Below are 24,683 nucleotides of genomic sequence, written 5' to 3'. Positions count from 1 at the left end.
GAAGCGACTGTGTAATTTTCTCTATACGAAAGGACGGCGAAAACCATGTACCGACTGCTGCTTGCTGATGACAGCTACGATCAAAGAGAAGTGATCAAATACTTCTTGAGTCAGCATGAAAAAGAATGGCGGATCGAAGAAGCCAAAAATGGCCGCGAAGCCTGGCAACTTTTTCAGAAACAGCCCTTTGACTTGATAATTACCGACGTAAAGATGCCCTTTATGGATGGACATGCCCTCGTAGCGAGAATCAAAGAAGCAGTTCCTGAAATTCCTGTGATGTTTATCAGCGGCTTTGAAGATTTTCATTATGTAAAAAAAGCCATACAGTTACAAGCGGTTGACTACCTCTTAAAACCAATCGACCCTGATGATTTTTATGAACAAATAAATAAAATCATTCTTTTTATCGATCAACAAAAGCAGCGCTCTTACACAAAAACAATCGCACAAACCCATTATTTGAAAGAGATTTTGAGTAAACTTTTTTATGGCTATCCTTGGCATTCACTACCGAAGGAAGAGCAATCGGTTGCACAAGATTTTTTTAAGACTCATCCCTCTTTTTTTCTCGTTACTTGGCCGCTGGATTCTTGGAATGCGCCGGATTTCGTCCCTTCACTGTCTGCTGCATTTCCTGAAATGTTCAGTTTATTTTTAGCTCCAGCACAACTGCTCTTTTTTAACGAACCTTTGCCAAAAAGGGAAATCGAGGAGCGAAAAAACAACTTGACTACCTATTTTTCCGAGCAGTTTCAGCAAAAAATAACACTTTTTGACAGCGGACCAGTTCCCCATCATTCCGGGGTGTACGGCACCTATCATGACTTACTAAAGACCAGTCAGCGGTCTTTTTATCAGCAAAACAAAGGGAAAATCTGCCAGCTGCTTCCGGGAGATCACTACATCGTCAAGAAAGCTCTTTTTGAAAAAACCGTTTCGTATGTGAATCAATACGAAAGTAAAAAAGCACACGCGCTTGTGAAAACAGTTTTCGACTGCTTTGAAACAAATGGACGTGAGGAACCAACCAATACCAAATTTTATTTTGCGACCTTTTATCAAACCATCATCGATCAGTGCACGATCGCCTTTGATGCGGAGCATGGCGCTAATCAGATCGGAAAAATACTGGAAGCGCCAAGTCTACAATTAATTGCGGATATTTTTGATGCCCTCTTCCGTTATATCCATGATGCACTGCTTCAAATCAACGGGAGTCAGTCAAATGACTATGTGTGCCAAGTAAAATCCTATATATTCGCTCATTTTCACCAAGAGTTGAGCTTGGAGCGCTTAGCAAAGGAAGTCAATATCAATCCTAACTACCTAAGCGAATTATTCAGTACTTCTGAAGGCATGGGTATCACCAAATACATCAAGTCTTACCGTATCAAACAGGCTCAGAAGCGTTTAAAGAACTCGAACTGCAGCATTCGAACTATCTCCAAACAAGTTGGCTTTAATCATTATTCCTATTTTTGCAAAACGTTCCGAGAAATTGTCGGAATGACGCCGGATGCCTATAGAAAGAGAGGTCCCTCTTGTTAAGAAAAGTCCACGATTGTTTTAAAAATTTTCGTTTTCAAAAAAAGATCGCCCTTATTTCGATTCTTTCAAGCATTGTTCCTCTGATCGTTTTGACCTTTGTCGGGGTATCTATCATCCGAGCCTTTATCCAACAGCAGGAAAAAAGTGCTTACTCCGATAATCTCAAAAGTATCAGCTATCAGTTAGAAAGCAAGATCCATACCTATCGGGACAGCCTGCTTTTCTTAGCCAACAATACCGCCTTGACGCAAGAACTTTCTAGTCAACGCTTCTCAAACTTTGATCAATACAATCTCTTTCAAAATACGATCGTGCCTTTGTTTCACAGTGTTCGTTTTCCGCAAGCAGATATTAAAGGCATCACACTATACACCACGATCGATCTTTATGATCATGGGCAATATGTCAAAAAAATTACTGCTGACACGGCGCTACCTTTTCTCAAAGAGAAACCCTCGACTGAAATTCGCACGTATTTTGACAAAGAACGGGAGGAACTTTCTTTTTATACCAACCTTTTTTTAAAAGGCCATACCGCAGATTCCCTAAACTACATCGTTTTGACCATCGATCGAGCAGCATTGTTCACGAATCTTGATGCAGTCACTGAGGAACCTTACGATTTGACGATCCAGTCAGAGACCGGGCAGACGCTTTACCGCATTGATTATTTGACGAAGCAGCAGCGTACTCAAAAACAGTGGTTGGTTGGAAGCGCAGTTATTGAAGAAGCCCCTGTACTGCTGGATAATCATTGGCAAATCGTTTTTGTTAAAACCGCACAGTCATTTTTCAGCAGTCTACTGTATCTAGTTGGTGCGGCACTCATTATCTTTGGTTTTGTATTAGTGATATTGGTTTTATCCAGCTGGTGGCTAGCAAAAACAGTGGTACAGCCGATCAATTCTTTGGCCCAGCAAATGGCTTCTTTATCAATGGATCAATTCAAAATCGAGCATAGTTATTCTTCAGAAGATGAAGTTGGACAGTTATACACCAATTTTCAAAAAATGCTAGATAAAATCGCTGAGCTGATCAATGAAGTATATGAAGCCGAACTGAAACAAAAAGAATACGAATTGCGGGTTCTGCAAGCCCAGATCAATCCGCATTTCTTTTATAATTCCTTAGCATTGATCAGCAATACTGCCACACTAAACGGCAATCACGAAATCCGTGAGATGGCTCAGCTGCTGTCTCGATTCTACCGTCTCAGCCTAAACCAAGGATCCAATCGGTTATCCGTCAGCAAAGAACTCGATCTGACGATCACCTATGCTAAAATTCAGCAAAAAATGCATCACCATTCCTTTGATTTAGTCCTCGAAATTGACTCAAATATCGATGAATATCCGATGATCAATCTACTCTTGCAGCCGTTTGTCGAAAATGCCGTCTTTCATGGGCTGGATCATATTGAAGATGACCGCAGAGGTGTATTGACGATCCGCTGCCTCAAAGAAGGACAATGGCTGCGGTTTGAGATTCAAGACAATGGTCCCGGGATTGATCCTGAACAGCTAAAACAACTGGAGCAACCTTCTGATCAACATTATGGTATCAACAATGTACGCCAGCGGCTAGCATTATACTATGGCACGCAAGCTTCCTTAGCGATTCAATCAGTAAAAGGTGAAAAAACCACAATTGTTCTACTCATACCGCAAGACTTGCCTCCTCAAAAAAAACCGTTAGTGAAGAATGTTTGATCACTAACGGTTTTTTGGTGTCGAAATATTCAGATATTTGTTTTAATGCTTGATTTCAAGTACCTATTCTTCTACAGCAAACGCACCAGCCTCTAACAATGCTTGCGGTCCCCGATCACGTGGCGCGCTTTTTGGTTCCTTTAACATTCGTTCCCAATACTCAATGGTATCTTTCATAAAATCATTCTTGCTGTCACTACACCCTTCACGAATAAACAGCAATACCAACCCACTAAAAAAGATCAAGGCTTCTTCATGATATTTTCTCAGATCGCTTTTATGCGCACCTTGAAAAACAGCTGATTCAGCAATTGCTTCTTGAAAATAAGCAAAAGAACGCTCTTTTATGTAAGGACCACAGCCAATATCATTTAAAAAAAGTGCGAAAAAGAGGTTGCGATTGCGGCTGGCAAATACGTAATAGTCCTGCCAAAAGCTGTATAAGGAATCGAGTGTCTCTTCTGACTCTTTTTTTGTTTCGTGAATGTCGCGAAACACATCATCAACCATCGCCTGTTTATAATTTTGCATGTTTGAAAAATTTAAATAGATCGGTTGGGTCGATGTTCGTGCATATTTAGCAATGTCGCGGACAGTGATTGGTCGATAAAGATATTCCACCAGATATTTTTTTAAGCAATTGATCAAATATTTTTTCGTAATCGTTGCTTTTCTCATAATACCCCTTCCTTTCTGGACGTCACCAATTCTTGCTGATGTTCGTCTCATTCACTTTGACTACTTGCAGCTTTTAGAAGCACAACCAACGCCCATTTTCTTACTGAAAGTAATCTTTATACTTCTACTTTAACAAAAAAGAGCACGTTAACCTATACTTTCCGCCGATTTTCTTAATTTTATTTTTTATTTTTGACCATTTTATTAAAGAAACTCTTGTTATCTTATGGTGCTCAGACTTAAGGCTGATTTTGACTGGTGCTGCTTGTGGAATGATACTATGTAATGTATAGTATGAGTATGAACAGGAGGAGAGCCTTTGGATGCCCAATTAAAGAAAGGATTATTGGAAATTTGTGTTTTGGCTTATTTGCAGCATGGTGACTCTTACGGCTATGAATTAGTCAAAAACATATCTCCTTTACTGCCAATCTCAGAATCAACGCTCTATCCTATCTTGAAGCGCTTAGAAGCCAGCCGAGCGGTTGAGACTTATAATAAAAGCCATCAAGGACGGACCCGAAAATATTACCGCTTGACCAAAATCGGAAAACAGCGGATCGACGATTTTTTAACCAACGACTGGCCCCAATTGACATTGATCCAGCGATTTATTAAAGGAGGAACATTAGATGAACAGAGTTGATTTTATCAAGGCATTGGCTGCGGAATTATCTGAAAAAGTCAGACCTAGCGAGATTCATCAGCTGATCAACTATTATGACGAGATGATCGAAGATTTGATGGAAGAAGGATACACCGAAGAAGAAGCCGTGGCACGCCTTGGCTCCCCAAAAGAACTGATCCAAGCAGTCACCGAAACGGAAGAGGTCGTAGTAGAGATTCCCCGCCGCTTTCATCCCTTCTTGCTCTTGATTTTAGTACTGGGCTTCCCATTGTGGGGCAGCCTCTTGTTAAGTGCCGCTTTGCTGATCCTAAGCTTTTTAATAATCATCTGGTGTGTGCCTTTCACCACTGGCATGATTGGTGTCACTACGTTTATCGGTGGGATCGCCAGCGTTGTCTTAAGTCCCATGCTGATGGCGGATGGTTTCTATCTCTTTTTAAGTCAATTAGGCATGGGGATTTTCTTATTTGGTTTAGGACTGCTTTGCCTGATCGCCACTTATAGTATGAGCCGACCTTTTTCACGTCTTACCCACTCCCTTGTCGTTTGGCCGAAATCATTTGTTCAAAACTATCGAAAGAAGGCAGTCCTATGATCAAAATCAATAAGCGCTTTTTCGTTTTTCTCAGTCTGTTGTTTATTATTCTCGGACTGGTCATCACCTTTATCGGTTTTTCAATGTCAGGCTACTCACCTGATGCCTACCATATTGAGCATCGCCGCTGGTATCAACTCGTTGGTTTCTATACGGAATAACAGACGGAAAATAATTATAAGTTGATTTTTTCGTCAGAAAAACTAGCAATTTGCATTAATTTCATGTATCGGTGAAAAAATTGAACTTCTCTTTTTGACGGAACCATATTACTATATAGGTACATCCTGTATCCTATTTCATAGGGTAACCAGAAAAACCCATACCATCCTATGGGTTTTTTTGCTGTCTATAAAAGCAAAAAAACGTGCCGCAAGTCCAGGTATCGCCAAGCCAGCTGTTTTAGCTAACCTTGGCAGAACCTGTCTGCAGTACGTTTTTTCTAATGATCGATTATTCCCCTAGTACTGGCTGTTCTTGCACAGTGCCAATAGGAAACAAGGCGCGAAACACTCGGCGAACGATTGGACCTGCAATGAACAATTGCAACGGCAATGCGACGATCACATTTTTCCCAATGTTGCTTAGCCAATTGACGAACACCGAGTGATCAGGGTTTGGGTGCATCAACGCACCAAAGAGTGACATACAGATCACCATGCCGGCGATCATCAATGAAGAAATCAAACCGATTTTTTTCCAAGTAGCTGATTGATGGTCCAAAAATCGAAACGCCAAACCTTTTGCCGGACCAGAAACAATGAACCAATCCAAAATAAAGGCGACACAAAGGGCTAATGGCAATTCATTCCACGCCAATTGGAATGCCAATGCCGAAACACCGACTTGAAACATGAGGTTATAAACACTCATAAAATACACCATGAAAATACACATAAGTGTCGTATAGATCAAACTTTCTTTTTTATTGATGGGCATGTAACAACTTCCTTTCTCTTTTTCGTACTCGACTATTCTAGCAGAAGAAAATTTTTCGTGTAAGTAAAAGTTTGAAAACTTTCAAAAAAGTTTTTTGCTATTTTTTTATCCACTTCTCTTGACACTTTCTTATGAAGTCAGTAGAATAGCGATAGATTAAATCGTACAGATAACAAGCGGGTTCGCTTGTCGAGAGAGAGGCGGTTTCTATGAGAATAGAAACGGTCTCTTTTTTTGCGAATTTTTAGAGGTGAGAATATGGAAAACAACAAAAAACTCGTGGGGGCGATCCTCGCAACCGGATTGATGTCATTTGCAGGTGTGCTGATTGAAACAGCCATGAATGTAACGTTTCCGACATTGATCGATCAATTTACGCTTTCAACATCCGATGTTCAATGGGTGACGACCATCTACTTACTGGTCATCTCCATCATTGTCCCAATATCGACCTACCTTTTGAAACGCTTCTCATTGAGAACCTTGTTTCTAGCTGCCAACGCCTTTTTCCTTGTTGGCTTGGTGATCGACTTTTTATCGCCGACGTTTGCCATTTTGCTGATTGGCCGCTTTTTCCAAGGTGCCAGCACAGGGATCGCACTGCCTTTGATGTTCCACATCATTTTGACTTACTCCCCCTTTGAAAAACGGGGAGCGGCAATCGGCTTAGGGAATTTGACCACTTCCATCGCTCCAGCGATCGGACCGACATATGGGGGCTTATTGACCGCCCATTGGTCTTGGAATGCGATCTTTCTTTTCTTGATCCCAGTCTTGCTGATCTCCCTAGTACTCGGCCTTTACTCGATCCCTAAAACGGCTGGGGCAAAAGACACTTCCCTGGATTTACTGAGTGTATTAGGAATCGTCTTGATGTTCAGCGGCTTCTTATTGTTCTTGAATCAAGTAGGCACCTTAGCGAGTCTACTGCCGCTGATTTTCGGTTTCATTGGTGCTGGCTTGTTTTATCAACGCTCAAAAGGCCCGAACCCTTTGATTCGTTTGGCTGTTTTGAAAAACCGCAGCTTCAGTTTGTTTCTGTTTGGCTTTCTTGTTTGTCAGTTCCTTTTACTGGGCATTTCCTTTGTCTTGCCGAACTTTGTCCAACTCGTCTTGGGAAAAGATGCCTTTACTGCAGGATTAGTTATGCTTCCTGGGGCGGCGATCGGGGCGATCCTTGCGCCGATCTCTGGTCGGTTGCTGGATAAAGTTGGACCGAAAAAACCGATCCTGTCTGGTTTGACGTTGATTGCCATCGGTTGGCTTGCCTTAGCCCTCGTTTTGCGTTCGCCTTTCATTTGGAGCCTAGTTGCTGGACATGTCTTTTACATGATCGGGATCGGCTTAGCCTACAGCAATATGATGACCACCGGCTTAAACAAGCTGACTCCTGCGTTGTACGCGGACGGTAATGCGATCTTTAATACGCTGCAGCAATTTTCTGGTGCAGTGGCGACGGCTGTGGTGGCGACCATTATCAATTTGGCACAAAATGCGGCGACCGATTACACCCTAGGGACGGTCATCGGCTCTCAAATCGCCTTATTCTTTTTGTGGGCCTTAGTCTTACTGACTTTCCTATTAACGATCAACTACTTCCGCAAAAGCACCGACAAAAAAGCCGTCAGCTAACTGCGGCTTTACCCATTGAAAACCAAGAAAAAGCCGCTCTCCCTTGAGGGCGGCCATAAAAAAATCCGCTTCCGATCCCCCTTCTTAGTCAAAGGGTGCTCTCGGAAACGGATTATTTTTTTAGTTTAATTCAGCGGAACCAACCGCTGTTTTGGCTGTCACTGTGCCTGTAGTCGTCAATGAAAGCTGACGCACTTTTTCGGCATTCGTGATGACCGTCAAAACATCTGTCTGTTTGCCAGCTGCGGTCACTGCGTCTAGATCCATCACTGCAATCTTCGTTTCTGGTGTGACCGTGTCACCTTCAGAAACAAGGACCTCAAATGGCGCACCTTTTAATTCCACAGTATCTAAGCCCATATGAACAAGAACTTCCGCGCCACCAGGCGTTAAAATCCCAATTGCATGCTTTGTTTCAAAAATGCTAGAGATCGTACCTGCAACAGGAGCATAAATCGTTCCATTCGTTGGCTGAACAGCAAAGCCGTCACCCATCATTTTTTGAGAAAAGACAGGATCAGAAACTTCAGTGATGGCAACTACTTTCCCATCAGCTGGAGCATAAAGGGTTTCCTCTGAAACTTGTGCCGCTTCTGGGGCTGCAGTTGTCGGTGCAGCCGTCGTTGGTGCAACAGCCGCTGCTGCAGCTGTATCAGCAGCCAATTGCGGTTCTAATTTATTTAAGAAGGTAACTTTTCTAAAGATGATGGTGCAAACAAACGTGATCGCAATCGTCACCGCCATTGAGATGAAGACCATTGGATAGTTTTCAATTTTAAATGATAAGAAGCCAGGTAGTCCCCCTACACCAATACCTAATGCACGGGTATTCGTTGCAGTGATCAGCATACCACCAAAGGCAGAACCTACCATTGCTGCGACAAATGGGTAAACATATTTCAAATTGATCCCGAACATCGCTGGTTCAGTAACCCCCATGTAAGCAGAAATCGTTGCTGGAACAGAGACTTGTTCTTCTTTTTTATTGCCACGGTGAAGGAACCAAATCGCCAATACTGCCGTACCTTGCGCAATATTTGACAGCATGATCATTGGCCAAAGGTTGGTTGTCCCAAAATCCGCTACTAATTGAGAGTCGATCGCTAGCGTTGTATGATGCAATCCGGTAATAACCAAAGGCGCATACAAGCCACCGAAAATGAAACCAAATAACCAGTTTAATGGTGAGGTCAAGCCAGCATTTACGACCCAAGAAATGCCTGATCCGATTTGCCAACCGATTGGACCTAACACCATGTGGGCTGCTAAAATAGTTGGCAGCAATGAGAACAATGGAACGAAGATCATTGAAACCGCTTCTGGAATCCATTTCCGGAAGAATCTTTCAAGATAAACCAATAAGAAACCTGCCAGCATTGCTGGGATCACTTGTGCTTGATACCCAATTTTATCAATAGTGAAGAACCCGAAGTCCCACGTATAATTTTGAGCAATTTCTGCAGCAGAAGTTGAACTTACTGAATAAGCATTTAATAATTGCGGTGAAACCAATGTAATCCCTAAAACAATCCCTAATATTTGCGTGGTTCCCATCTTACGTGTAATACTCCAAGTAATCCCTACTGGTAGAAAGTGAAAGATGGCTTCACAGGGCAGCCATAAAAAGCCGTTGACACCGTTCCAAAAAGTAGAAGCTTGTGTAATGGTTTGTCCACCTAGAGCTTCTAGCGGTACACCTTCTAAGAAATTTCTCAGCCCTAGCATCAAACCACCGACAATAATCGCTGGTAATAACGGGGTAAAGATCTCAGCTAACGTAGCGATCGCTCGTTGCACGATATTTTGATTGTTTTTTGCAATCGCTTTACTTTGTTCTTTAGAAACACCTTCTATTCCTGATACATCGGTAAAATCATTGTAAAACGTTGAGACATCATTGCCGATAATGACTTGGAATTGTCCCGCATTGGTAAACATTCCTTTGACACTTGGAATTTCTTCAATTGCCTTTTCGTTTGCTTTTGACTGATCGTTCAAAACAAAACGCATCCGTGTCGCGCAATGTGTTACTGCAGCGATATTTTCTTTGCCGCCAACATATTCCAGCAGCTTCTCAGCATCATCACGATACTTTCCCATAATTAATAAACCCCTTTCATATCCACTTGTATATATATGTTTTGATTACGCACTAATCATAACTTGATAATTTTGATATTGCAAGCGTTTCAAACCATTTTTTTTCACTTTTTCTATAAACAATACAAGCAAATAGCAAAGGTACCATATAAAAACCTTGATAAATAAACGTTTTTTAAAATGTTTCATTAATATAAAATAATATTGCCAACAACTTTATTTACAGTTTATTTGACAAAAAAGAATAAAAAAACAGGCTAGATAAATTGAAATAGCTTACAATTTACGTTATAATCATTTTGCATGTATAGACAAGTTTAAAGGAGGACAACTACTGTGAATACGATTATATTGTCTAAGGAACAATGGCTGTTAACGGATCAAACTGGTACGACCTATCCGTTTTCTGGGACTGACAGTGAACGCGTTGCCGCACTGACCGCGCAGCTGCAGCAAATGGAAGGTGGCGGGATCGTCTCTGAATCGCTGGTGTTTACGAATGAAGAAGGGACTTTTTCACTGGACCAATGGTTGACAGAAAAATTAAATCGTCCCTTTGTTTGCACTACGAAAGAACAGTATGAAGAAAAAAGTACTGAAATTCCTTGGCGCCTCGAATACTATGGCTACACCCCTGGTAAAGATGAATACTCGGTGGAGTCACTTTTAACCGTCGGTAACGGCTATTTAGGCCTGCGAGGCACAACGCCTGAGATGACCATTTGTGAAGCGAACTATCCAGGACTGTATTTAGCAAGTCTTTACAATACGGTGGAATCGGATGTTTCTGGTCATACCATCAGCAATGAAGACTTCGTCAATGCACCGAATCTGCAAAAAATGTACGTAAAGATCGATGATGAAGTGATCGATATCGCCAACAATCAGCTCCTCTCCTTTAAACGGACATTGGATTTGAAGACCGGCTTGTTCCAATCAGTGGCAGAAATTGAAACCAAAAAACAAAAGCGTCTGCGAATCGAAACGAAGAAAATCGCCAATATGCAAGACGTTCACCAATACAGCTTGGTCTATCAGTTTACCCCGCTGAACTTTTCTGGCGTCGTTACCTTCGTCAGTGAAGCCGACGGATCGGTCTATAACTATAACGTCGCTCGTTACCGTAGTTTAACCAACCAGCACTTGACCGTGAAAGAGGCAGCAGCTGAACAAAACAAAGCGCATTTAGTGGTCACCACTAACCAATCACAGATTACCGTTGTCCAATCCTCTGAACTGTTTTCACAGGACCTGCCATTGGCTGAGCTGCAAGCTGAAACAAACGACCAGCTCGTCCGTCAGCAAGTAACCCTTGAGGTGACGGAAGGACAAACTTATCGGGTCGAAAAATCAGTTACTGTTGCCGCTTATCGCCAAGAAGAGCCGCAACCGGCATTTACGTTTTCTTCCTTAGCATTACCTGATTTTGCGACGATGTATACCGCCTCAAAACAAGCCTGGGCTGAATTATGGGCAAAAGCGGCCATCGAAGTCACTGGTGACTTGATGTCGCAAAAAATGCTGAACCTGCATACGTATCATCTGCTGGTCTCCGCAGCACCGAATGCTTATCAGGAGTCCTTAGATGCCAGTATCACTGCCCGTGGCCTACATGGTGAAGCCTATCGCGGTCATATTTTCTGGGATGAACTGTTTATCTTACCGTTTTACATTCTACATTTTCCTGACACCGCCAAAGAAATTTTGCTGTATCGCTACCGCCGCTTAGCTGCTGCCAAAAAAGATGCCCAAAAAGCTGGTTACCAAGGCGCCATGTTCCCATGGCAATCAGGATTGGATGGCAGTGAGCAATCCCAAGAACTGCATTTGAACCCTATCAGCGGTGAATGGAAAGAAGATCACAGTCGCTTGCAACGCCATGTCTCCTTAGCGATCGCTTATAACATTTGGCAATACTGGCACAACACGCAAGATCGAGTCTTCATGGAACAATATGGGTTAGAATTGATGTTAGAAGTCGCTCATTTCTGGCAAAGTGCTGCTACCTGGGATGATGCTGCTCAACGTTACTTTATCGATAAAGTCATGGGACCAGATGAATTTCATGAAAGCTACCCAAATAGTGAACAAGGCGGCTTGAAAAACAACGCCTATACCAATATGATGGTAGTATGGTTGTTTGAAGAGATCGAGAACCTTCAACAACAACTTTCAGCAGAGAGCTTCCAAGCGGTATTAGAGAAAACGGCTTTAACCCCTGCAGATATTGCTGCTATGGCAGATATTCGTACCAAGCTGGGCTTAGAGATCGATCCAGAAGGCATCATTGCACAATTTGAAGGGTACTTCCAGCTGGAAGATCTGGATTGGGCTCACTACAAAGAGAAATATGGCAACATCTATCGGATGGACCGCATCTTGAACGCTGAAGGCAAGAGTGCTGACAGCTACAAAGTCGCGAAACAAGCGGATAGTTTGATGATTTTCTACAATTTCTCAAAAGAGCAAGTCAATCAGATTTTGGCAGATCTTTCTTACCAGCTGCCAACAGACTATATTGAAAAAAATCTCCATTATTACTTGGCTCGTACCTCCCACGGCTCGACGTTGTCACGCATCGTTCATGCCCAGTTGGCGGCAATGGTAGATGATCAGGAGTTGGCTTGGTCATTATACCAAGAAGCCCTCTCTTCTGATTACCGTGATATCCAAGGCGGGACTACAGCAGAAGGCATTCACGCCGGTGTCATGGCTGCTACGTTGTTTATTCCATTAACCACTTTTGCTGGGATCGATATTCGAGAAGAGCAGCTGCAGATCACGCCAAACTTGCCGAAAGCTTGGGACAGCTTAGCCTTTCAGCTAGAAGTTCGCGGCACCCGCTTTGCAATGAATGTTACACATGAAACATTGACGATTACCGCTGATCAGCCAGTCACGATCTTAGTGAATGGGCAACAAGTTTCTCTAGAAGCAAAGAAAGAAGCAACGATTACTTACTAAAAGGAGTGTTACACATGAAAAAAGGATTTGTTTTTGATTTAGACGGCGTTATCACGGATACGGCCAAATACCACTACATTGCATGGAAAGAATTAGCTGCGGAGATCGGGATCGAGATCGATTTGAAGTTCAACGAGCAGTTAAAAGGCATCAGCCGCATGGACTCTTTAGAGCGAATCTTAACCCTAGGCAACAAAAATGATGCCTACACAGAAGTCGAAAAAGAAGCGTTAGCGACGAAGAAAAATACCCACTATGTACAATTGTTACAAAGCTTGACTCCTGATGATCTATTGCCAGGGGTGAAGACATTCCTTGATGAAGCCAAAGCAAAAAACATTCCTTGTGCGATCGCTTCGGCATCCAAAAATGCACCGTTTATTTTGGACAAACTTGGGGTCATGCAAGACTTTGATACGATCGTTGACCCAGCAACCTTGAAAAAAGGCAAACCAGATCCAGAAATCTTTATCCAAGCAGCGCTGGCACTAGGCATTGAACCGGCAGAAGCAGTTGGCTTTGAAGATGCTCAAGCAGGGATCGACGGCATCAAAGCTGCTGGTATGTATGCGGTAGGCGTTTATTCAGGAGAAGAATTACACGGTGCAGATGTGATCGTTGAAAAATTGACGGACCTAAACATTGACGAACTTTTGGCGAAATAGTCGATTGCATTTCCAAATTGGCCTCGCTATAATAGCCAAAGAGGGGGCAATCCGATGAACAAGTTCAAAGAAATATTTTTAGATTTAGAACAAAAAATTCTAGCAAACGAATACCCTCCGCATTCTTTGCTGCCTAGCGAAAACCAATTGATCAAAACTTATGGTGTCTCCCGCGAGACTGTCCGTAAGGCATTGAATTTATTGCGGGATGCTGGTTATATCCAAAAGAAACAAGGGAAAGGTTCGATCGTTTTAGACTTGAATCGCTTTGATTTCCCGATTTCTGGCTTGACGAGTTTTCGAGAGCTGCAAGATACCCAACGCATTCCTAGTGAAACTAAGGTTGTCGAGATCCGTAAGATCGCCGTTTCGCCAAAGCTGCACGAGACTACTGGTTGGCCTGTCGCCTCTGAGGCATGGAAACTGATCCGTCAGCGGAGAATCGATGGAGAAGTGGTGATTTTGGATAAAGATTACCTTGATGCTTCTATCATCGAAGAGTTGCCAGAAAACCGAGCGAAAGTATCGATCTTTGATTACTTTGAAAATGATCTTGGCCTTGAGATCGCTTATGCACAAAAAGAAATCACTGTTGACCCCGTCAACAAAGAATTGCGGGATCTAATGGATCTGCGTCCTGAAGATCAGCATGTCGTTACGGTTCGCAGCCTCGTGTATCTAGAAGACACGCGCTGTTTTGAATACACCGAATCGATCCACCGACTGGATAAATTCCGCTTTGTGGACTTTGCCCGCCGACGCAAGATTTGATGGACGTATAGACGTGAAACACATGAATCAGACCTGGACTTCCCCGAGAAGTCTGGGTCTGTTTTGTTTTTCAATAGCCCCCCAATCGATAATACTGGATCGATCCTCCCATTTTTCGCCTCTGTCGCTATCGAGCCATCCTTTTGCTTGTTCGTTGTTCTGTTGCCGACGAATAAAAAAGGCACGATCATTTATGGGACTGATGAAATAGAGTCGATTTTGCACAACTCAGCCGTCCTTATTGACAATCAGCTACACAAAAAGCAGTACCCTCTGAGAGGATACTGCTTTTGCTTGCTATTTGGCGTAATCCGTTGCGCGGGTCTCGCGAATAACGGTTACTTTGATATGACCTGGGTAATCCAAATCGTCTTCGATCTTCTTGCGGATGTCGCGAACCAATCGTACAGCATCCAAATCAGAAATCTCTTCTGGTTTGACCATTACACGGACTTCACGTCCGGCTTGGACTGCAAAACTGGAATCGACCCCTTTGAAGCCGTTGGCGATATTTTCTAGGTTTTGCAAGCGGCGAATATAATTTTCCAATGATTCGCTGCGGGCACCTGGACGGGCTGCTGACAAGGCATCTGCGGCTGCAACTAAAACAGAGATAACCGATGTTGCTTCAACATCTCCATGGTGAGAAGCGATCGCATTGATCACCACACCATTTTCTTTGTATTTGGCAGCTAACTCAGCCCCGATCTCAACGTGAGAGCCTTCAATTTCATGGTCAAGGGCTTTCCCGATATCATGCAAGAGTCCAGCACGTTTGGCTAACTGGATATCTTCGCCTAATTCTGCGGCAAGAACACCGGTTAGTTTTGCGACTTCGATCGAGTGGTTCAAGACGTTTTGTCCGTAGCTGGTACGGAAACGCAAACGACCTAAAATCTTGATCAAGTCTGGATGAAGGGTGTGGGCGCCGACTTCAAAGGCTGCTTGTTCCCCATATTCACGAATATGCTCATCCATTTCTTTCCGAGATTTTTCGACCATTTCTTCAATTCGAGCTGGATGGATCCGACCGTCTTGAATCAGTTTTTCAAGGGTCATACGAGCAATTTCACGGCGAATCGGATCAAATCCTGATAAGACGACTGCTTCTGGCGTGTCATCAATGATCAAATCGATCCCTGTCAATGTTTCAAGGGTGCGAATGTTCCGACCTTCTCTTCCGATGATTCGACCTTTCATCTCATCGTTTGGTAATGATACGACCGATACCGTGGTTTCAGACACTTGGTCTGCGGCACAACGTTGGATTGCTAGGGACAAGAGATTTTTTGCTTTTCGATCTGCTTCTTCCTTCGCACGCTGTTCAGATTCTTTGACCATGATCGTTAATTCATGGTTCAATTCCTCTTCCGTTGATTTCATGATCAACTCTTTTGCTTCATCTCTAGACAGCGCAGCGATGCGCTCTAATTCTTTCTGTTGTCCATCGATTAAGTTTTCTACTTCTTTTTCTCGCTCGTCAATTAATTGTTGTTTCTCACTAAGTCTGCCTTCTTTATCTTCAAGTGAGCGTTCTCGTTTTTCCAAAGAATCGTCCTTACGATCAAGAACTTGTTCTCTTTGGAGTAAACGATTTTCTTGTGATTTTAAATCAAGTTTGCTTTCTTTCAACTCACTTTCAATCTCTGACCGATACTTCTGATTTTCTTCCTTAGCTTCTAACAATGCTTCTTTTTTAAGAGTTTCTGCTTCTTTCTTAGCGCTTTCGATAATTCCAGCTGCAGAATTTTGGGCGCCGTTGATTTCTTTCTCATGACGAGATTTCGTCACATAAACTCCTAATCCAAGACCGACAATTAAACCGATGATAGCGAGGAGAATGTAAAGTAGTTCCAATGAATCCACCTCCATACTATCTTTTTAAATATTTTGTAATTTTGATTAACAAAGGATAACAAAATTATCAATTCGCTACTTCTTATGTGGAAATCCACATACGTTTATTCTAATGTTTGAACCCAAGAGTGTCAACTTTAAATAATAAAGTAAACTTTCGCAACCCTTCCTTTTTACGGATGTTTTTTCAACAATGGACGAATCTAGCAAAAAGCCACAAAAAAGCCAAACAACGAGGTTGTTTGGCTTTTTCAAGACTTAGTCGTCTAATGGTAATTCTTCTTGCGCTTCCTCAAGGGTTACGGTCTCTCCTGTTCCAATCCCGTAAGCATCGCGGACGCGAGCAGAAACTTCTAACATCATTTCTTGGTGTTCACGCATGTAGTTTTTGGCGTTTTCACGACCTTGACCGATACGATCCCCTTTATAGGCATACCACGCACCGCTTTTATCGACGATGTCTTGTTCCACGGCCATATCCAGCAATTCGCCTTCTTGGGAAATCCCTTGACCATACATCATGTCGACTTCTGCTACTTTAAATGGTGGCGCTACTTTGTTTTTGACTACTTTGATCTTCGTGCGGTTCCCGATGATATCTGTACCGGATTTCAATTGCTCAGCACGACGTACTTCCAAACGGATGGTTGAATAGAATTTCAACGCACGGCCACCAGGCGTCGTTTCTGGATTCCCGAACATGATCCCAACTTTTTCCCGAATTTGGTTGATAAAGATCGCGATCGTTTTCGTTTTGTTGATGGAACCAGAAAGTTTCCGTAATGCTTGTGACATCAAACGTGCTTGCAAACCAACGTGGGTATCACCCATTTCACCGTCGATCTCCGCCCGTGGGACTAAAGCTGCTACCGAGTCAATGACCACGATATCAACCGCACCACTTGAAACTAAGGCGTCAGCGATCTCTAATCCTTGTTCCCCTGTATCTGGTTGTGATAACAAAAGATCATCGATATTTACACCTAATTTTTGCGCATATTGAGGATCTAACGCATGTTCGGCATCGATAAATGCTGCTGTTCCGCCATTTTTTTGGACTTCCGCAATGGCATGTAAAGCAACTGTCGTTTTACCAGAACTTTCTGGGCCGTAAACTTCTACGATCCGTCCTCGTGGGTAACCACCTACACCTAATGCAACATCCAAGGCCAATGAACCACTTGGGATCGTTGAAATTTGTTGATCAACTTTTTCGCCAAGCTTCATGATGGCACCTTTACCATAGTTCTTTTCAATCTTCTTTAGTGCAGCATCTAAGGCTGCTTTACGATCATCTGCCAAACGGATAATCCTCCTTATATTCATCACTTTCGTGTGTCGTTCATAAGATAATAATAGTCCTTCTGACGGGAAATTGCAAGAAAAAACGAACAAACATTCGCATTAATTTAATAATTCCTTACGTATTTGATTTAAGCCCGCCATGACGGCACTATGCCGAATATAGGCGCGGTCGCGGTTGAAGTGATACAGCTGGCTCGAGACGCCTTTGTCAGAAGCTAAGGCGATCCAAACGGTGCCTTTAGGCTGACCTTCTAACTCGTCTGGACCAGCAACACCAGTAAACGCCACCGCATAATCAGTCTCGGCTTGTTTGCGGGCATAGACGGCCATTGCTTCTGCACATTCCTGGCTAACAGTTCCATAACTTTCCAAAAGCCCTGGATCGATGCCTAAGAGCTTGCTTTTTGTTGCAGCAGAATATGTCACGAACCCACCGGGAAACACCTCAGAGACGCCAGGAATCCCTCCTAGGGTCGCTTGGAACAAACCAGCGGTCAAACTTTCCGCTGCGGTGACGGTTTTCTTTTTCTCGATCAGTCGCTCGACGACTGTTTCTGCCAGCGAATTTTGTTCCCCATACCCATAGAAATACGCACCGACCCGTGCTTGGACGGTTTCTTCTAACGCATCCAATTGTTTGATCCCTTGCGCCTCGTCTGCGGTTTTGACCGTCAGACGCAGCGTGACCTCATTGGGTTTGGCATAAGGAGCGATGGTGGGATTGACTTGATTCTCGATCAAATCGGCCAATTCTGTGACCAATGCCGATTCCCCGATCCCGTAATAGCGCAAAACGCGAGACAGCAAGACCTCTTCTTGGGGAAACTGCTCTAACAGAAGTGGTTTTGCGTGGGTAAGAAACATCGCCTGTAGTTCACTTGGTGGTCCTGGCAGCAGCAAATAACTGGTAGCGGCTGTCTGATAAAAGATCCCGATCGCTAGTCCATTGGGATTTGGCAAAGACACACCGTCCTTAAAAACGAGGGTCTGCCGCAAATTGTTTTCCGTCATCCTCCGTTGACTGTTTTCAAAGAAGGCTTTCAATTGGTGATAACCTGGTTCATCTCTGACTAACTCTTGTCTCACATGACGGGCAGTGACTTGTTTCGTCAAGTCATCGTCGGTGGGCCCTAAGCCGCCACACAATACGATCAAGTCGCTGCGTTTGTCGGCGATCGTCAGCAATTCTTCTAAGCGATTGGGGTTGTCCCCGACAACACTATGATAAAAAACATCGATCCCAAGACTTGCCAGTTCTTCTGACAAGAAGGTCGCGTTTGTATTCACCACCTGTCCTAAAAGTAATTCGGTCCCGACTGCAATAATTTCTGCTTTCATTCGTTTACTCCTTCATTTATCAGATACGTAAAAGTCTTTCATATTGACAAAAAAAGTCCAGAAAACTTCTGAACTTTCGTGACTTGTATCCTTGTTTTTATCGCTTCTTTATCTAGATCTAGAAATTTTACATAGAATCTTTAAAAACATTCGTATTTTTTATGAAATAATCGACCCCGGAATAGATCGTGAAGATCAAACATAGATACAACATGATTTGATCGATAGGCAAACCGATCATTGAAAAGGGAATGTTGTTCAAGAACAAGAAAATGATCGCAACCATTTGTGTCGCGGTTTTGATTTTTCCTGGCCACGCAGCAGCCATGACTTCCCCGCTTTGTTCCACTAACAACAAGCGTAAACCTGTCACTGCCAACTCGCGGCAAACGATGATCGAAACTACCCAGCCTGGGGCTTTGTCTAATTCAACCAGCATGATAAAAGCCGTCATGACGAGCATTTTATCTGCTAACGGGTCAGCAAACTTCCCGAAGTTGGTAACAAGGCCTCTGGAACGAGCGATCTTGCCATCTAGCCAGTCTGTAATGCTGGCCGCCGCAAAAAGGATCGCTGCAATAAGGTGCGTGTTTTCTAATTGTGTCGTACCAACGGTCAGCGTGCCAAGATCGATTGGCAAAACCAAGACCAAAATAAAGATGGGGATCATAATGATCCGTAATACAGTTAATTGATTGGGTAAATTCACGAAATAGACTCCTCTCTGCCGACTATTGTACGAAATAACGGCAAATCATGCCACTACTTCTGCTTTTCAATGGTCGGATGCAACAGATAACTTTTTAGCTAATGATACCTCAATAAGGCGCATTTGTCAGATTTATGCCGCATCGTCTTGGTATTCAATCACGAGGCGGACTGTCTTTTGTAACAATTCAAATTGCGGATCAGAAAAGTCCACGTCCTGACCATTGGCAGTGATGGAGATATTTTGGCTTGCGCCCAGGGTCAAAGTCGCATTCGTGGCGCCTTCTGGCAACGTCATCGATTGCGTTTCCCCCGCTTGAACAGTGTATTGGTACACATAAGCGTTGTCGACTTGTACACCGACCCAACAAGAAGCATCTAGCCCAGTAAATGCTAATTCAATAGGATTTTCCGCATCTTTCATCGTGATCGTGATCGACGATTGCGTCGAATCACTGGCAGTCATCGTCATTTTCGCTTCGCTGGATTCCGTCGTACTTGAAGACTCAGTCGCTTCACTCGAAGTACTGGTTTCTTCCGTACTTGACGTGGTGGAAGCGGTAGACGCTGAATTTTCTACCACAAGAGAAGAGCTTCCTTGGATCATCGGCGTTGTATTCCGGTCTTGCCAAGCCATGTAGCCCACGATACTCACGATCGTAATGGCCACCAGGCCTAATAGAATCATCGGCAAATAGCGGACGACAAATGAGCCGCTTTTTTCTTCTACGTGCTGTGCTTTTCGTGAGCCGCTGACGGTTTCAGGCTGCGGTCTTTTTGGTAAGGGGGCGTCTAACGTATCTTTGCCATCAAAAACGGCTACCAATTTGTCGCCGTCTTCTCCAACCGCTGCTGCATATTGGCGAATAAACGCACGGACATAAAAAGTGCCTGGCAATTGATCAAAACGCTCTGCTTCAATTGCTTCTAAATAGCGTTTTTGGATCTTTGTCATTTGTTGTAATTCAATCAATGAAATGTTTTTATCTAAACGGGCTTGCCGTAATTTTGCTCCAATCGTTGTTTCGTTGGCCACTCGATCATCTACTCCAGTCTTTTATTCATCTTTAAAAAAAGCCCTAAAATCGCTTCGCTGCTTGTCGTAAGGTCAGCAAAGCTGCTCTATCATTTTAAAAAAGGGTTCCCTGTATACGTCAATAAAAAAAACTCCGTCACGCCGATTGCCATCTGAGCGCGCCGTCTACTAAATATAACATTTTTTCCGTGATTTTTTGTAAAAAAACAAAAAAAGATTTTGCTTCAATAATTAAAGAATACCATAAAAGAAAAAGTCTGAGGATAGCCTAACCACAACTCGCAAACAAATTTTAATACTTTTCGCCAAATTGGCATCAAATTGCAAGAAAAAACCACCTTTTGACGCAAAAAGAAAACACTGAATGACTCAGGAGTTGGCCAGCCCTTGTTCTGTTGGGCGTTCCTCCTTGAATCAGTCAGTGTCGCTTAGATGACAGCTGCTTGACAAAACTAGCCTTCGCTTAGGCTTTTTCCGTTGGATACATGTAAAAACGACTAAACGCTTTGGGATCGATAAAGGAACGAGCCGCTTGCTGGACATCTTCCAAAGTGATCGATTGGATCACCTCTGGCAGATCAAAGAGCGTCGTTTCACCGAATAAACTTTGGGTAAACTGGTTTGCGATAAACTCCAATGAGTTCAGTGATTGGAAATATTTCCCTAGCATTTTCTTCTTCAATAGCGTCAAGTTTTCTTCATTGATCTCTGGATCTTGCTGGAAATTCATTACGATCGCTTCGATCTCTGCCAACATTTTTTCTGGCTCTTCAGAATCCCCCGAGAAGTCGGCAAAGTAAAAGCCGCGATCCAAGTTCACTTCAAACCCAAATGTGTCGTCGATGATGCCTTGATCATACAAACGCAAATAATTGGCGGAAGTATTGCCTAAAACCAATTGGCAGAAAAGATTCAACGCATTTTTGAAGCGCAAGAGCTCTCTTCCTGATTTCGGCAGTTTGTTCAAGTCTCCTTTGATCCCTAATACGCCTTTGGCACGTGTTACTGGCATGGTAAGACTTGATTCTGCTTGAATATCGGCAAAGGTTTCTTCAGGAAACTGACGAATGATCGCCTGCGTTTCTGGAAAGGTCTTGGCCGCTTGATTGGTCCGAATCCACGCCATCGTTTCTTCAGGATCGATATTGCCTACCACAAAAAGCGTCATGTTGCTTGGGTGATAGAAGGTATTGTAGCAAAGATACAAGTCTTCTGCGGTGATCTGCGCAATGCTTTCCACCGTACCAGCGATATCGATATGCAAGGGGTGCTTCGGATACAGATTTTTGATGATGCCAAAAAACTGCTGCCAGTTTGGATCGTCATCATACATTTGGATTTCTTGACCAATGATCCCTTTTTCTTTTTCGACGGTTTCTTCTGTGAAATACGGGGCTTGAACGAAATCGATCAACGTTTCAAGGTTCAGCTTGATTTGATCGGTTGCCGAAAAAAGGTAGCTGGTTTTCGTGAAACTAGTAAAGGCATTGGCAGACGCCCCCTGCTGACCAAAGGTTTGAAAGACATCGCCGTCTTCTTTTTCAAACAGTTTGTGCTCTAGAAAATGGGCAATGCCATCAGGGACTCGATGCAATGCTTCGGGTGAAAACCCAAAATGATTGTCGACAGAGCCATAGTTCGTACTGAAAAGTCCGTAAGTTTTGTGGAAATCGGCTTTTGGCAGCAAATAAACTTTCAAGCCGTTTGGCAATACTTCTTCATAAAGGGTCTCATTGATTTGCTGATAGACTTTTTTATTCATGGGTCGTCTCCTTATCCAGGAAGAATACAGCTTGCAAGGACACGTTTTGAGCCAATGCTTGGACATCTGCCACGGTCACTTGTGCCAATTTCTGCATAAATTCATCTTCCGTCATTTTCGTATTCGGTACCCACTGATTCAGATAGGCTGTTTCGATCAGTGCTTGTGGGTTATCCAATGAAAGCAAGTACTGGTTTTTCAACATCGCTTTTGTTTGTGCCAGTTCTTCCGCGGTGACTTCACCACGCTGCAAGCTTTGCAACTGCTGTTCGATCAATTTGAAAACCTTGTCGCGGTTTTTGCCATCGATCCCCGTTTGGACCGACAAATACCCACGAAACGTATCGATACTGCTGGAAGCATAATACGCCAAACTTTCTTTCTCTCGGACATTCATAAACAGTTTTGAATGAGGGAATCCGCCAAACAACCCGTTGAAGACCATAAAGGCGATCCGCTCGGCTTGGTCATAATACACGCCAGTATGATAGCCTAAGTTCAATTTGGCTTGGATGATTGGTTCTCGCAAGATTTTCTCGCGAATGATGTTTTCCGCCGCTTGCTGATAAAAGATTGGCATTGCTTGGTCTGGCCGATCGGTAAAGGCCATGTTTTGGAAGAGCGCCGCAACTTCTGCTTCAACCACATCGCCGATCACGAAAATATCGATTTGATCATTGTCCATCATTGAGCGATAGGTTTGGTAAAGCTCTTTTTCGGTCACAGCTTCTAAGTCTTGGGGACGGCCAAAGCTCGGATACTTCTGATTCTGATCGTTTTCGAAATACAACTCTTGCAGTCCTAAAGAAGCCAATGCTTGCTTATCTTCTGCCACGCTGTTCATATAGGCGATCAAGTTGTGCTTTTCGATGGTGAAGTTCTTTTCTTCAAATTGCTCCTCGTGGGCATTCGGATGGAACAAAACTTCTGCTAAAAAAGCAGCTGCTTGCGGCAATACTGCTTCATCTGACACGTACTTCCCGTTGACAAAGGACATCGCTGCATTGATTTGATGCAGATTGCCCCGTTTGTTGACATTCATACCAAAGCTGGCACCGTAAAGCTCTGCCAGCTGACTGCTAAATGCGGTCTGTGTCGGATAAGCCAAACTAGTCGTTTCTAATAAACTGGTCAATAAGGTCCGTTTGGCGGTCATTTCAGCCTGCAATGGTGCAGTAAATCGAACGAAAAAACGGATCGTTTTATACTTTTTGGTCGGTAGCACCGTTAACCGAACACCTTTTTTTAATTCAATAGACATGTGACACCCCTTCTAGAAGCAAAATTATCTCTTCAATTATAGCATAGCTGACAAACTTTCTCCTCGGCTCGCTGATCAAACCTGTTGCAGCGAGCGTTTTTTTTTATAAATCCCGCGTTTTTCGCTATACTGTCAGTAAGATTTAGAAGGGAGGATACAGGATGATTAAAGAATTTAAAGAATTTATTTTACGAGGAAACGTCATTGACTTGGCGATCGGGGTCGTGATCGGGAGTGCCTTCACCGCAATCGTCACTAGTTTAGTTGAAGGATTGCTGACACCATTGGTTTCATGGATCTTATCACTCTTTGGTAACGCAGATGCCTTTTCTGGCTTGGTCTTTGAACCAGCCAAAAATGTGGTCTTTGATTTCGGCCGCGTAATTACTGCCATTATTACGTTCTTGATTACCGCATTTGTCTTGTTCTTGATTGTCAAAGCAGTCAACAAACTACGCAATCTGAAACAACAACCTGAGGAAGAAGAAGTACCAGAAGTCACTGCAGAGGATTATTTAGAAGAGATTCGTGACCTTCTAAAAGCGCAAACGCCTCCTGCCAACACTGTGGATCCACGTCCAACATCATTGGATGATACGATCCGATAAAAAAACGGCTCTTAGTCAATAAGGTCGAAAGAAGCGATTCGGATTCATCCGATCCATCAATCATAGCGCTAAAAGAAGCAAGCACGCGAACCTCGCTAGAGAGTCGCTGTGCTTGCTTCTTTTTTCATCCCGACATGCAGGATCCCGTCTTCATAAAAAGGCGGTGTAATGGTTTTAAAGCCATACTGGCCGTAGAATTTTTCTAAGTGGGCTTGTGCTTCGATCTCAATAGGCAAAGCTGGATAACACTGCTCAATGCGATGCAAAACTTCTTTGATCAGACGATGGCCTTCTTTTTGCCCCCGGTATGCTGGTGCCACAATGACCCGACCAAAATGCACCGTTTGTTCCTGCTGGAAAATACGGGCGTACGAAACGATCTGCCCTTCCTCATCAAGGGCCCATAAATGTTTGGCTTGTGCATCGATCGCATCGATCTCTTGATACGCACACGCTTGTTCCACCACAAAAACCGCTGTACGCAAACGGGCAAGCTGATAAAACTCCACCCCAGTCATTTCCCCTAACTCTTTTAGAAAAAACGCCATCCCATCACTCCTTATCTTATTGAACCAA

General features: G+C 43.4%; 21 protein-coding genes. 10 read left to right on the top strand and 11 right to left on the bottom strand.

Annotated features, from left to right (window positions below):
* Window positions 1–45: 45 nt before the first annotated feature.
* On the top strand, window positions 46–1,551 hold the full coding sequence (locus tag IGI73_RS00260) for a response regulator transcription factor (protein ID WP_428207038.1): 1,506 nt from the start codon (window positions 46–48) through the stop codon (window positions 1,549–1,551).
* Window positions 1,545–3,260, top strand: coding sequence for a sensor histidine kinase (locus tag IGI73_RS00255; RefSeq protein WP_123833473.1), 1,716 nt, complete (start codon window positions 1,545–1,547; stop codon window positions 3,258–3,260). The genes IGI73_RS00260 and IGI73_RS00255 overlap by 7 nt, the downstream gene beginning before the upstream one ends.
* A gap of 63 nt (window positions 3,261–3,323) precedes the next feature.
* Here IGI73_RS00255 and IGI73_RS00250 read toward each other — a convergent pair whose 3' ends face one another.
* Window positions 3,324–3,938 carry a TetR/AcrR family transcriptional regulator gene (locus tag IGI73_RS00250; RefSeq protein WP_271809320.1) on the bottom strand — a complete coding sequence of 205 codons (615 nt, stop codon included), beginning with the start codon at window positions 3,936–3,938 and terminating at the stop codon, window positions 3,324–3,326.
* 319 nt (window positions 3,939–4,257) lie between these two features.
* On the opposite strand from IGI73_RS00250, the gene IGI73_RS00245 reads away from it, so the two are divergent.
* Genes IGI73_RS00245 through IGI73_RS00235 form a run of 3 tightly spaced genes read left to right on the top strand, consistent with a single transcriptional unit; the run spans window position 4,258 to window position 5,322 of the window.
* Window positions 4,258–4,584: a PadR family transcriptional regulator gene (locus IGI73_RS00245; RefSeq protein WP_005226473.1), complete on the top strand. Its 327-nt coding sequence runs from the start codon at window positions 4,258–4,260 to the stop codon at window positions 4,582–4,584.
* The gene (locus IGI73_RS00240) at window positions 4,571–5,161 is read left to right on the top strand and encodes a DUF1700 domain-containing protein (RefSeq protein WP_010748498.1); all 591 of its coding nucleotides are present in this window, start codon (window positions 4,571–4,573) and stop codon (window positions 5,159–5,161) included. The genes IGI73_RS00245 and IGI73_RS00240 overlap by 14 nt, the downstream gene beginning before the upstream one ends.
* Window positions 5,158–5,322 (top strand): hypothetical protein, encoded by a 165-nt coding sequence (locus IGI73_RS00235; RefSeq protein WP_005226470.1) that lies wholly within the window; start codon window positions 5,158–5,160, stop codon window positions 5,320–5,322. The genes IGI73_RS00240 and IGI73_RS00235 overlap by 4 nt, the downstream gene beginning before the upstream one ends.
* 292 nt (window positions 5,323–5,614) lie before the next feature.
* Here the strand turns inward: IGI73_RS00235 and IGI73_RS00230 are convergent, their stop codons facing one another.
* Complete coding sequence (locus IGI73_RS00230) at window positions 5,615–6,100, bottom strand: hypothetical protein (protein ID WP_005226468.1); 486 nt, start codon at window positions 6,098–6,100, stop codon at window positions 5,615–5,617.
* Window positions 6,101–6,358: 258 nt separating this feature from the next.
* On the opposite strand from IGI73_RS00230, the gene IGI73_RS00225 reads away from it, so the two are divergent.
* Window positions 6,359–7,732, top strand: a complete 1,374-nt coding sequence (locus tag IGI73_RS00225) for an MFS transporter (RefSeq protein ID WP_428207039.1) — start codon at window positions 6,359–6,361, stop codon at window positions 7,730–7,732.
* Window positions 7,733–7,852: 120 nt separating this feature from the next.
* Here IGI73_RS00225 and treP read toward each other — a convergent pair whose 3' ends face one another.
* Window positions 7,853–9,832: a PTS system trehalose-specific EIIBC component gene (treP, locus tag IGI73_RS00220; RefSeq protein WP_016608959.1), complete on the bottom strand. Its 1,980-nt coding sequence runs from the start codon at window positions 9,830–9,832 to the stop codon at window positions 7,853–7,855.
* 336 nt (window positions 9,833–10,168) lie between these two features.
* Between treP and IGI73_RS00215 the strand changes: the two genes are divergently transcribed.
* Genes IGI73_RS00215 through treR form a run of 3 tightly spaced genes read left to right on the top strand, consistent with a single transcriptional unit; the run spans window position 10,169 to window position 14,232 of the window.
* Window positions 10,169–12,796 carry a glycoside hydrolase family 65 protein gene (locus tag IGI73_RS00215; protein ID WP_128488535.1) on the top strand — a complete coding sequence of 876 codons (2,628 nt, stop codon included), beginning with the start codon at window positions 10,169–10,171 and terminating at the stop codon, window positions 12,794–12,796.
* A 14-nt stretch (window positions 12,797–12,810) separates the two neighbouring features.
* Window positions 12,811–13,461 carry a beta-phosphoglucomutase gene (pgmB, locus tag IGI73_RS00210; protein WP_005232889.1) on the top strand — a complete coding sequence of 217 codons (651 nt, stop codon included), beginning with the start codon at window positions 12,811–12,813 and terminating at the stop codon, window positions 13,459–13,461.
* Window positions 13,462–13,515: 54 nt separating this feature from the next.
* Window positions 13,516–14,232, top strand: coding sequence for a trehalose operon repressor (treR, locus tag IGI73_RS00205; RefSeq protein ID WP_005226457.1), 717 nt, complete (start codon window positions 13,516–13,518; stop codon window positions 14,230–14,232).
* Between the two features lie 297 nt (window positions 14,233–14,529).
* Here the strand turns inward: treR and rny are convergent, their stop codons facing one another.
* The 7 genes from rny to yfmF all read right to left on the bottom strand — a co-directional run bounded on the left by rny (window position 14,530) and on the right by yfmF (window position 23,499).
* On the bottom strand, window positions 14,530–16,104 hold the full coding sequence (rny, locus tag IGI73_RS00200; protein WP_005232891.1) for a ribonuclease Y: 1,575 nt from the start codon (window positions 16,102–16,104) through the stop codon (window positions 14,530–14,532).
* 243 nt (window positions 16,105–16,347) lie between these two features.
* On the bottom strand, window positions 16,348–17,391 hold the full coding sequence (gene recA / locus IGI73_RS00195; RefSeq protein ID WP_005226448.1) for a recombinase RecA: 1,044 nt from the start codon (window positions 17,389–17,391) through the stop codon (window positions 16,348–16,350).
* A gap of 102 nt (window positions 17,392–17,493) precedes the next feature.
* Window positions 17,494–18,732 carry a competence/damage-inducible protein A gene (locus IGI73_RS00190; protein ID WP_428207040.1) on the bottom strand — a complete coding sequence of 413 codons (1,239 nt, stop codon included), beginning with the start codon at window positions 18,730–18,732 and terminating at the stop codon, window positions 17,494–17,496.
* Window positions 18,733–18,859: 127 nt separating this feature from the next.
* Window positions 18,860–19,441 (bottom strand): CDP-diacylglycerol--glycerol-3-phosphate 3-phosphatidyltransferase, encoded by a 582-nt coding sequence (gene pgsA, locus IGI73_RS00185; RefSeq protein WP_005226440.1) that lies wholly within the window; start codon window positions 19,439–19,441, stop codon window positions 18,860–18,862.
* Window positions 19,442–19,573: 132 nt separating this feature from the next.
* Window positions 19,574–20,476, bottom strand: coding sequence for a helix-turn-helix domain-containing protein (locus IGI73_RS00180; RefSeq protein ID WP_142973402.1), 903 nt, complete (start codon window positions 20,474–20,476; stop codon window positions 19,574–19,576).
* A 463-nt stretch (window positions 20,477–20,939) separates the two neighbouring features.
* Window positions 20,940–22,238: an EF-P 5-aminopentanol modification-associated protein YfmH gene (gene yfmH, locus IGI73_RS00175; protein WP_428207041.1), complete on the bottom strand. Its 1,299-nt coding sequence runs from the start codon at window positions 22,236–22,238 to the stop codon at window positions 20,940–20,942.
* Window positions 22,231–23,499, bottom strand: coding sequence for an EF-P 5-aminopentanol modification-associated protein YfmF (yfmF, locus tag IGI73_RS00170; protein ID WP_438759000.1), 1,269 nt, complete (start codon window positions 23,497–23,499; stop codon window positions 22,231–22,233). Before yfmF ends, yfmH begins: the two co-directional genes overlap by 8 nt.
* 161 nt (window positions 23,500–23,660) lie before the next feature.
* Here yfmF and mscL point away from each other — a divergent pair, with 161 nt between their 5' ends.
* The gene (gene mscL / locus IGI73_RS00165; protein ID WP_005226421.1) at window positions 23,661–24,107 is read left to right on the top strand and encodes a large conductance mechanosensitive channel protein MscL; all 447 of its coding nucleotides are present in this window, start codon (window positions 23,661–23,663) and stop codon (window positions 24,105–24,107) included.
* A gap of 95 nt (window positions 24,108–24,202) precedes the next feature.
* Here mscL and IGI73_RS00160 read toward each other — a convergent pair whose 3' ends face one another.
* Window positions 24,203–24,655 (bottom strand): GNAT family N-acetyltransferase, encoded by a 453-nt coding sequence (locus IGI73_RS00160; RefSeq protein WP_010748489.1) that lies wholly within the window; start codon window positions 24,653–24,655, stop codon window positions 24,203–24,205.
* Window positions 24,656–24,683 lie beyond the last annotated feature (28 nt).

Source organism: Enterococcus sp. DIV0755f, from assembly GCF_051713725.1.
Classification (GTDB): Bacteria; Bacillota; Bacilli; order Lactobacillales; family Enterococcaceae; genus Enterococcus_D; species Enterococcus_D casseliflavus.
This window is presented reverse-complemented; position numbering and strand designations above follow the sequence as displayed.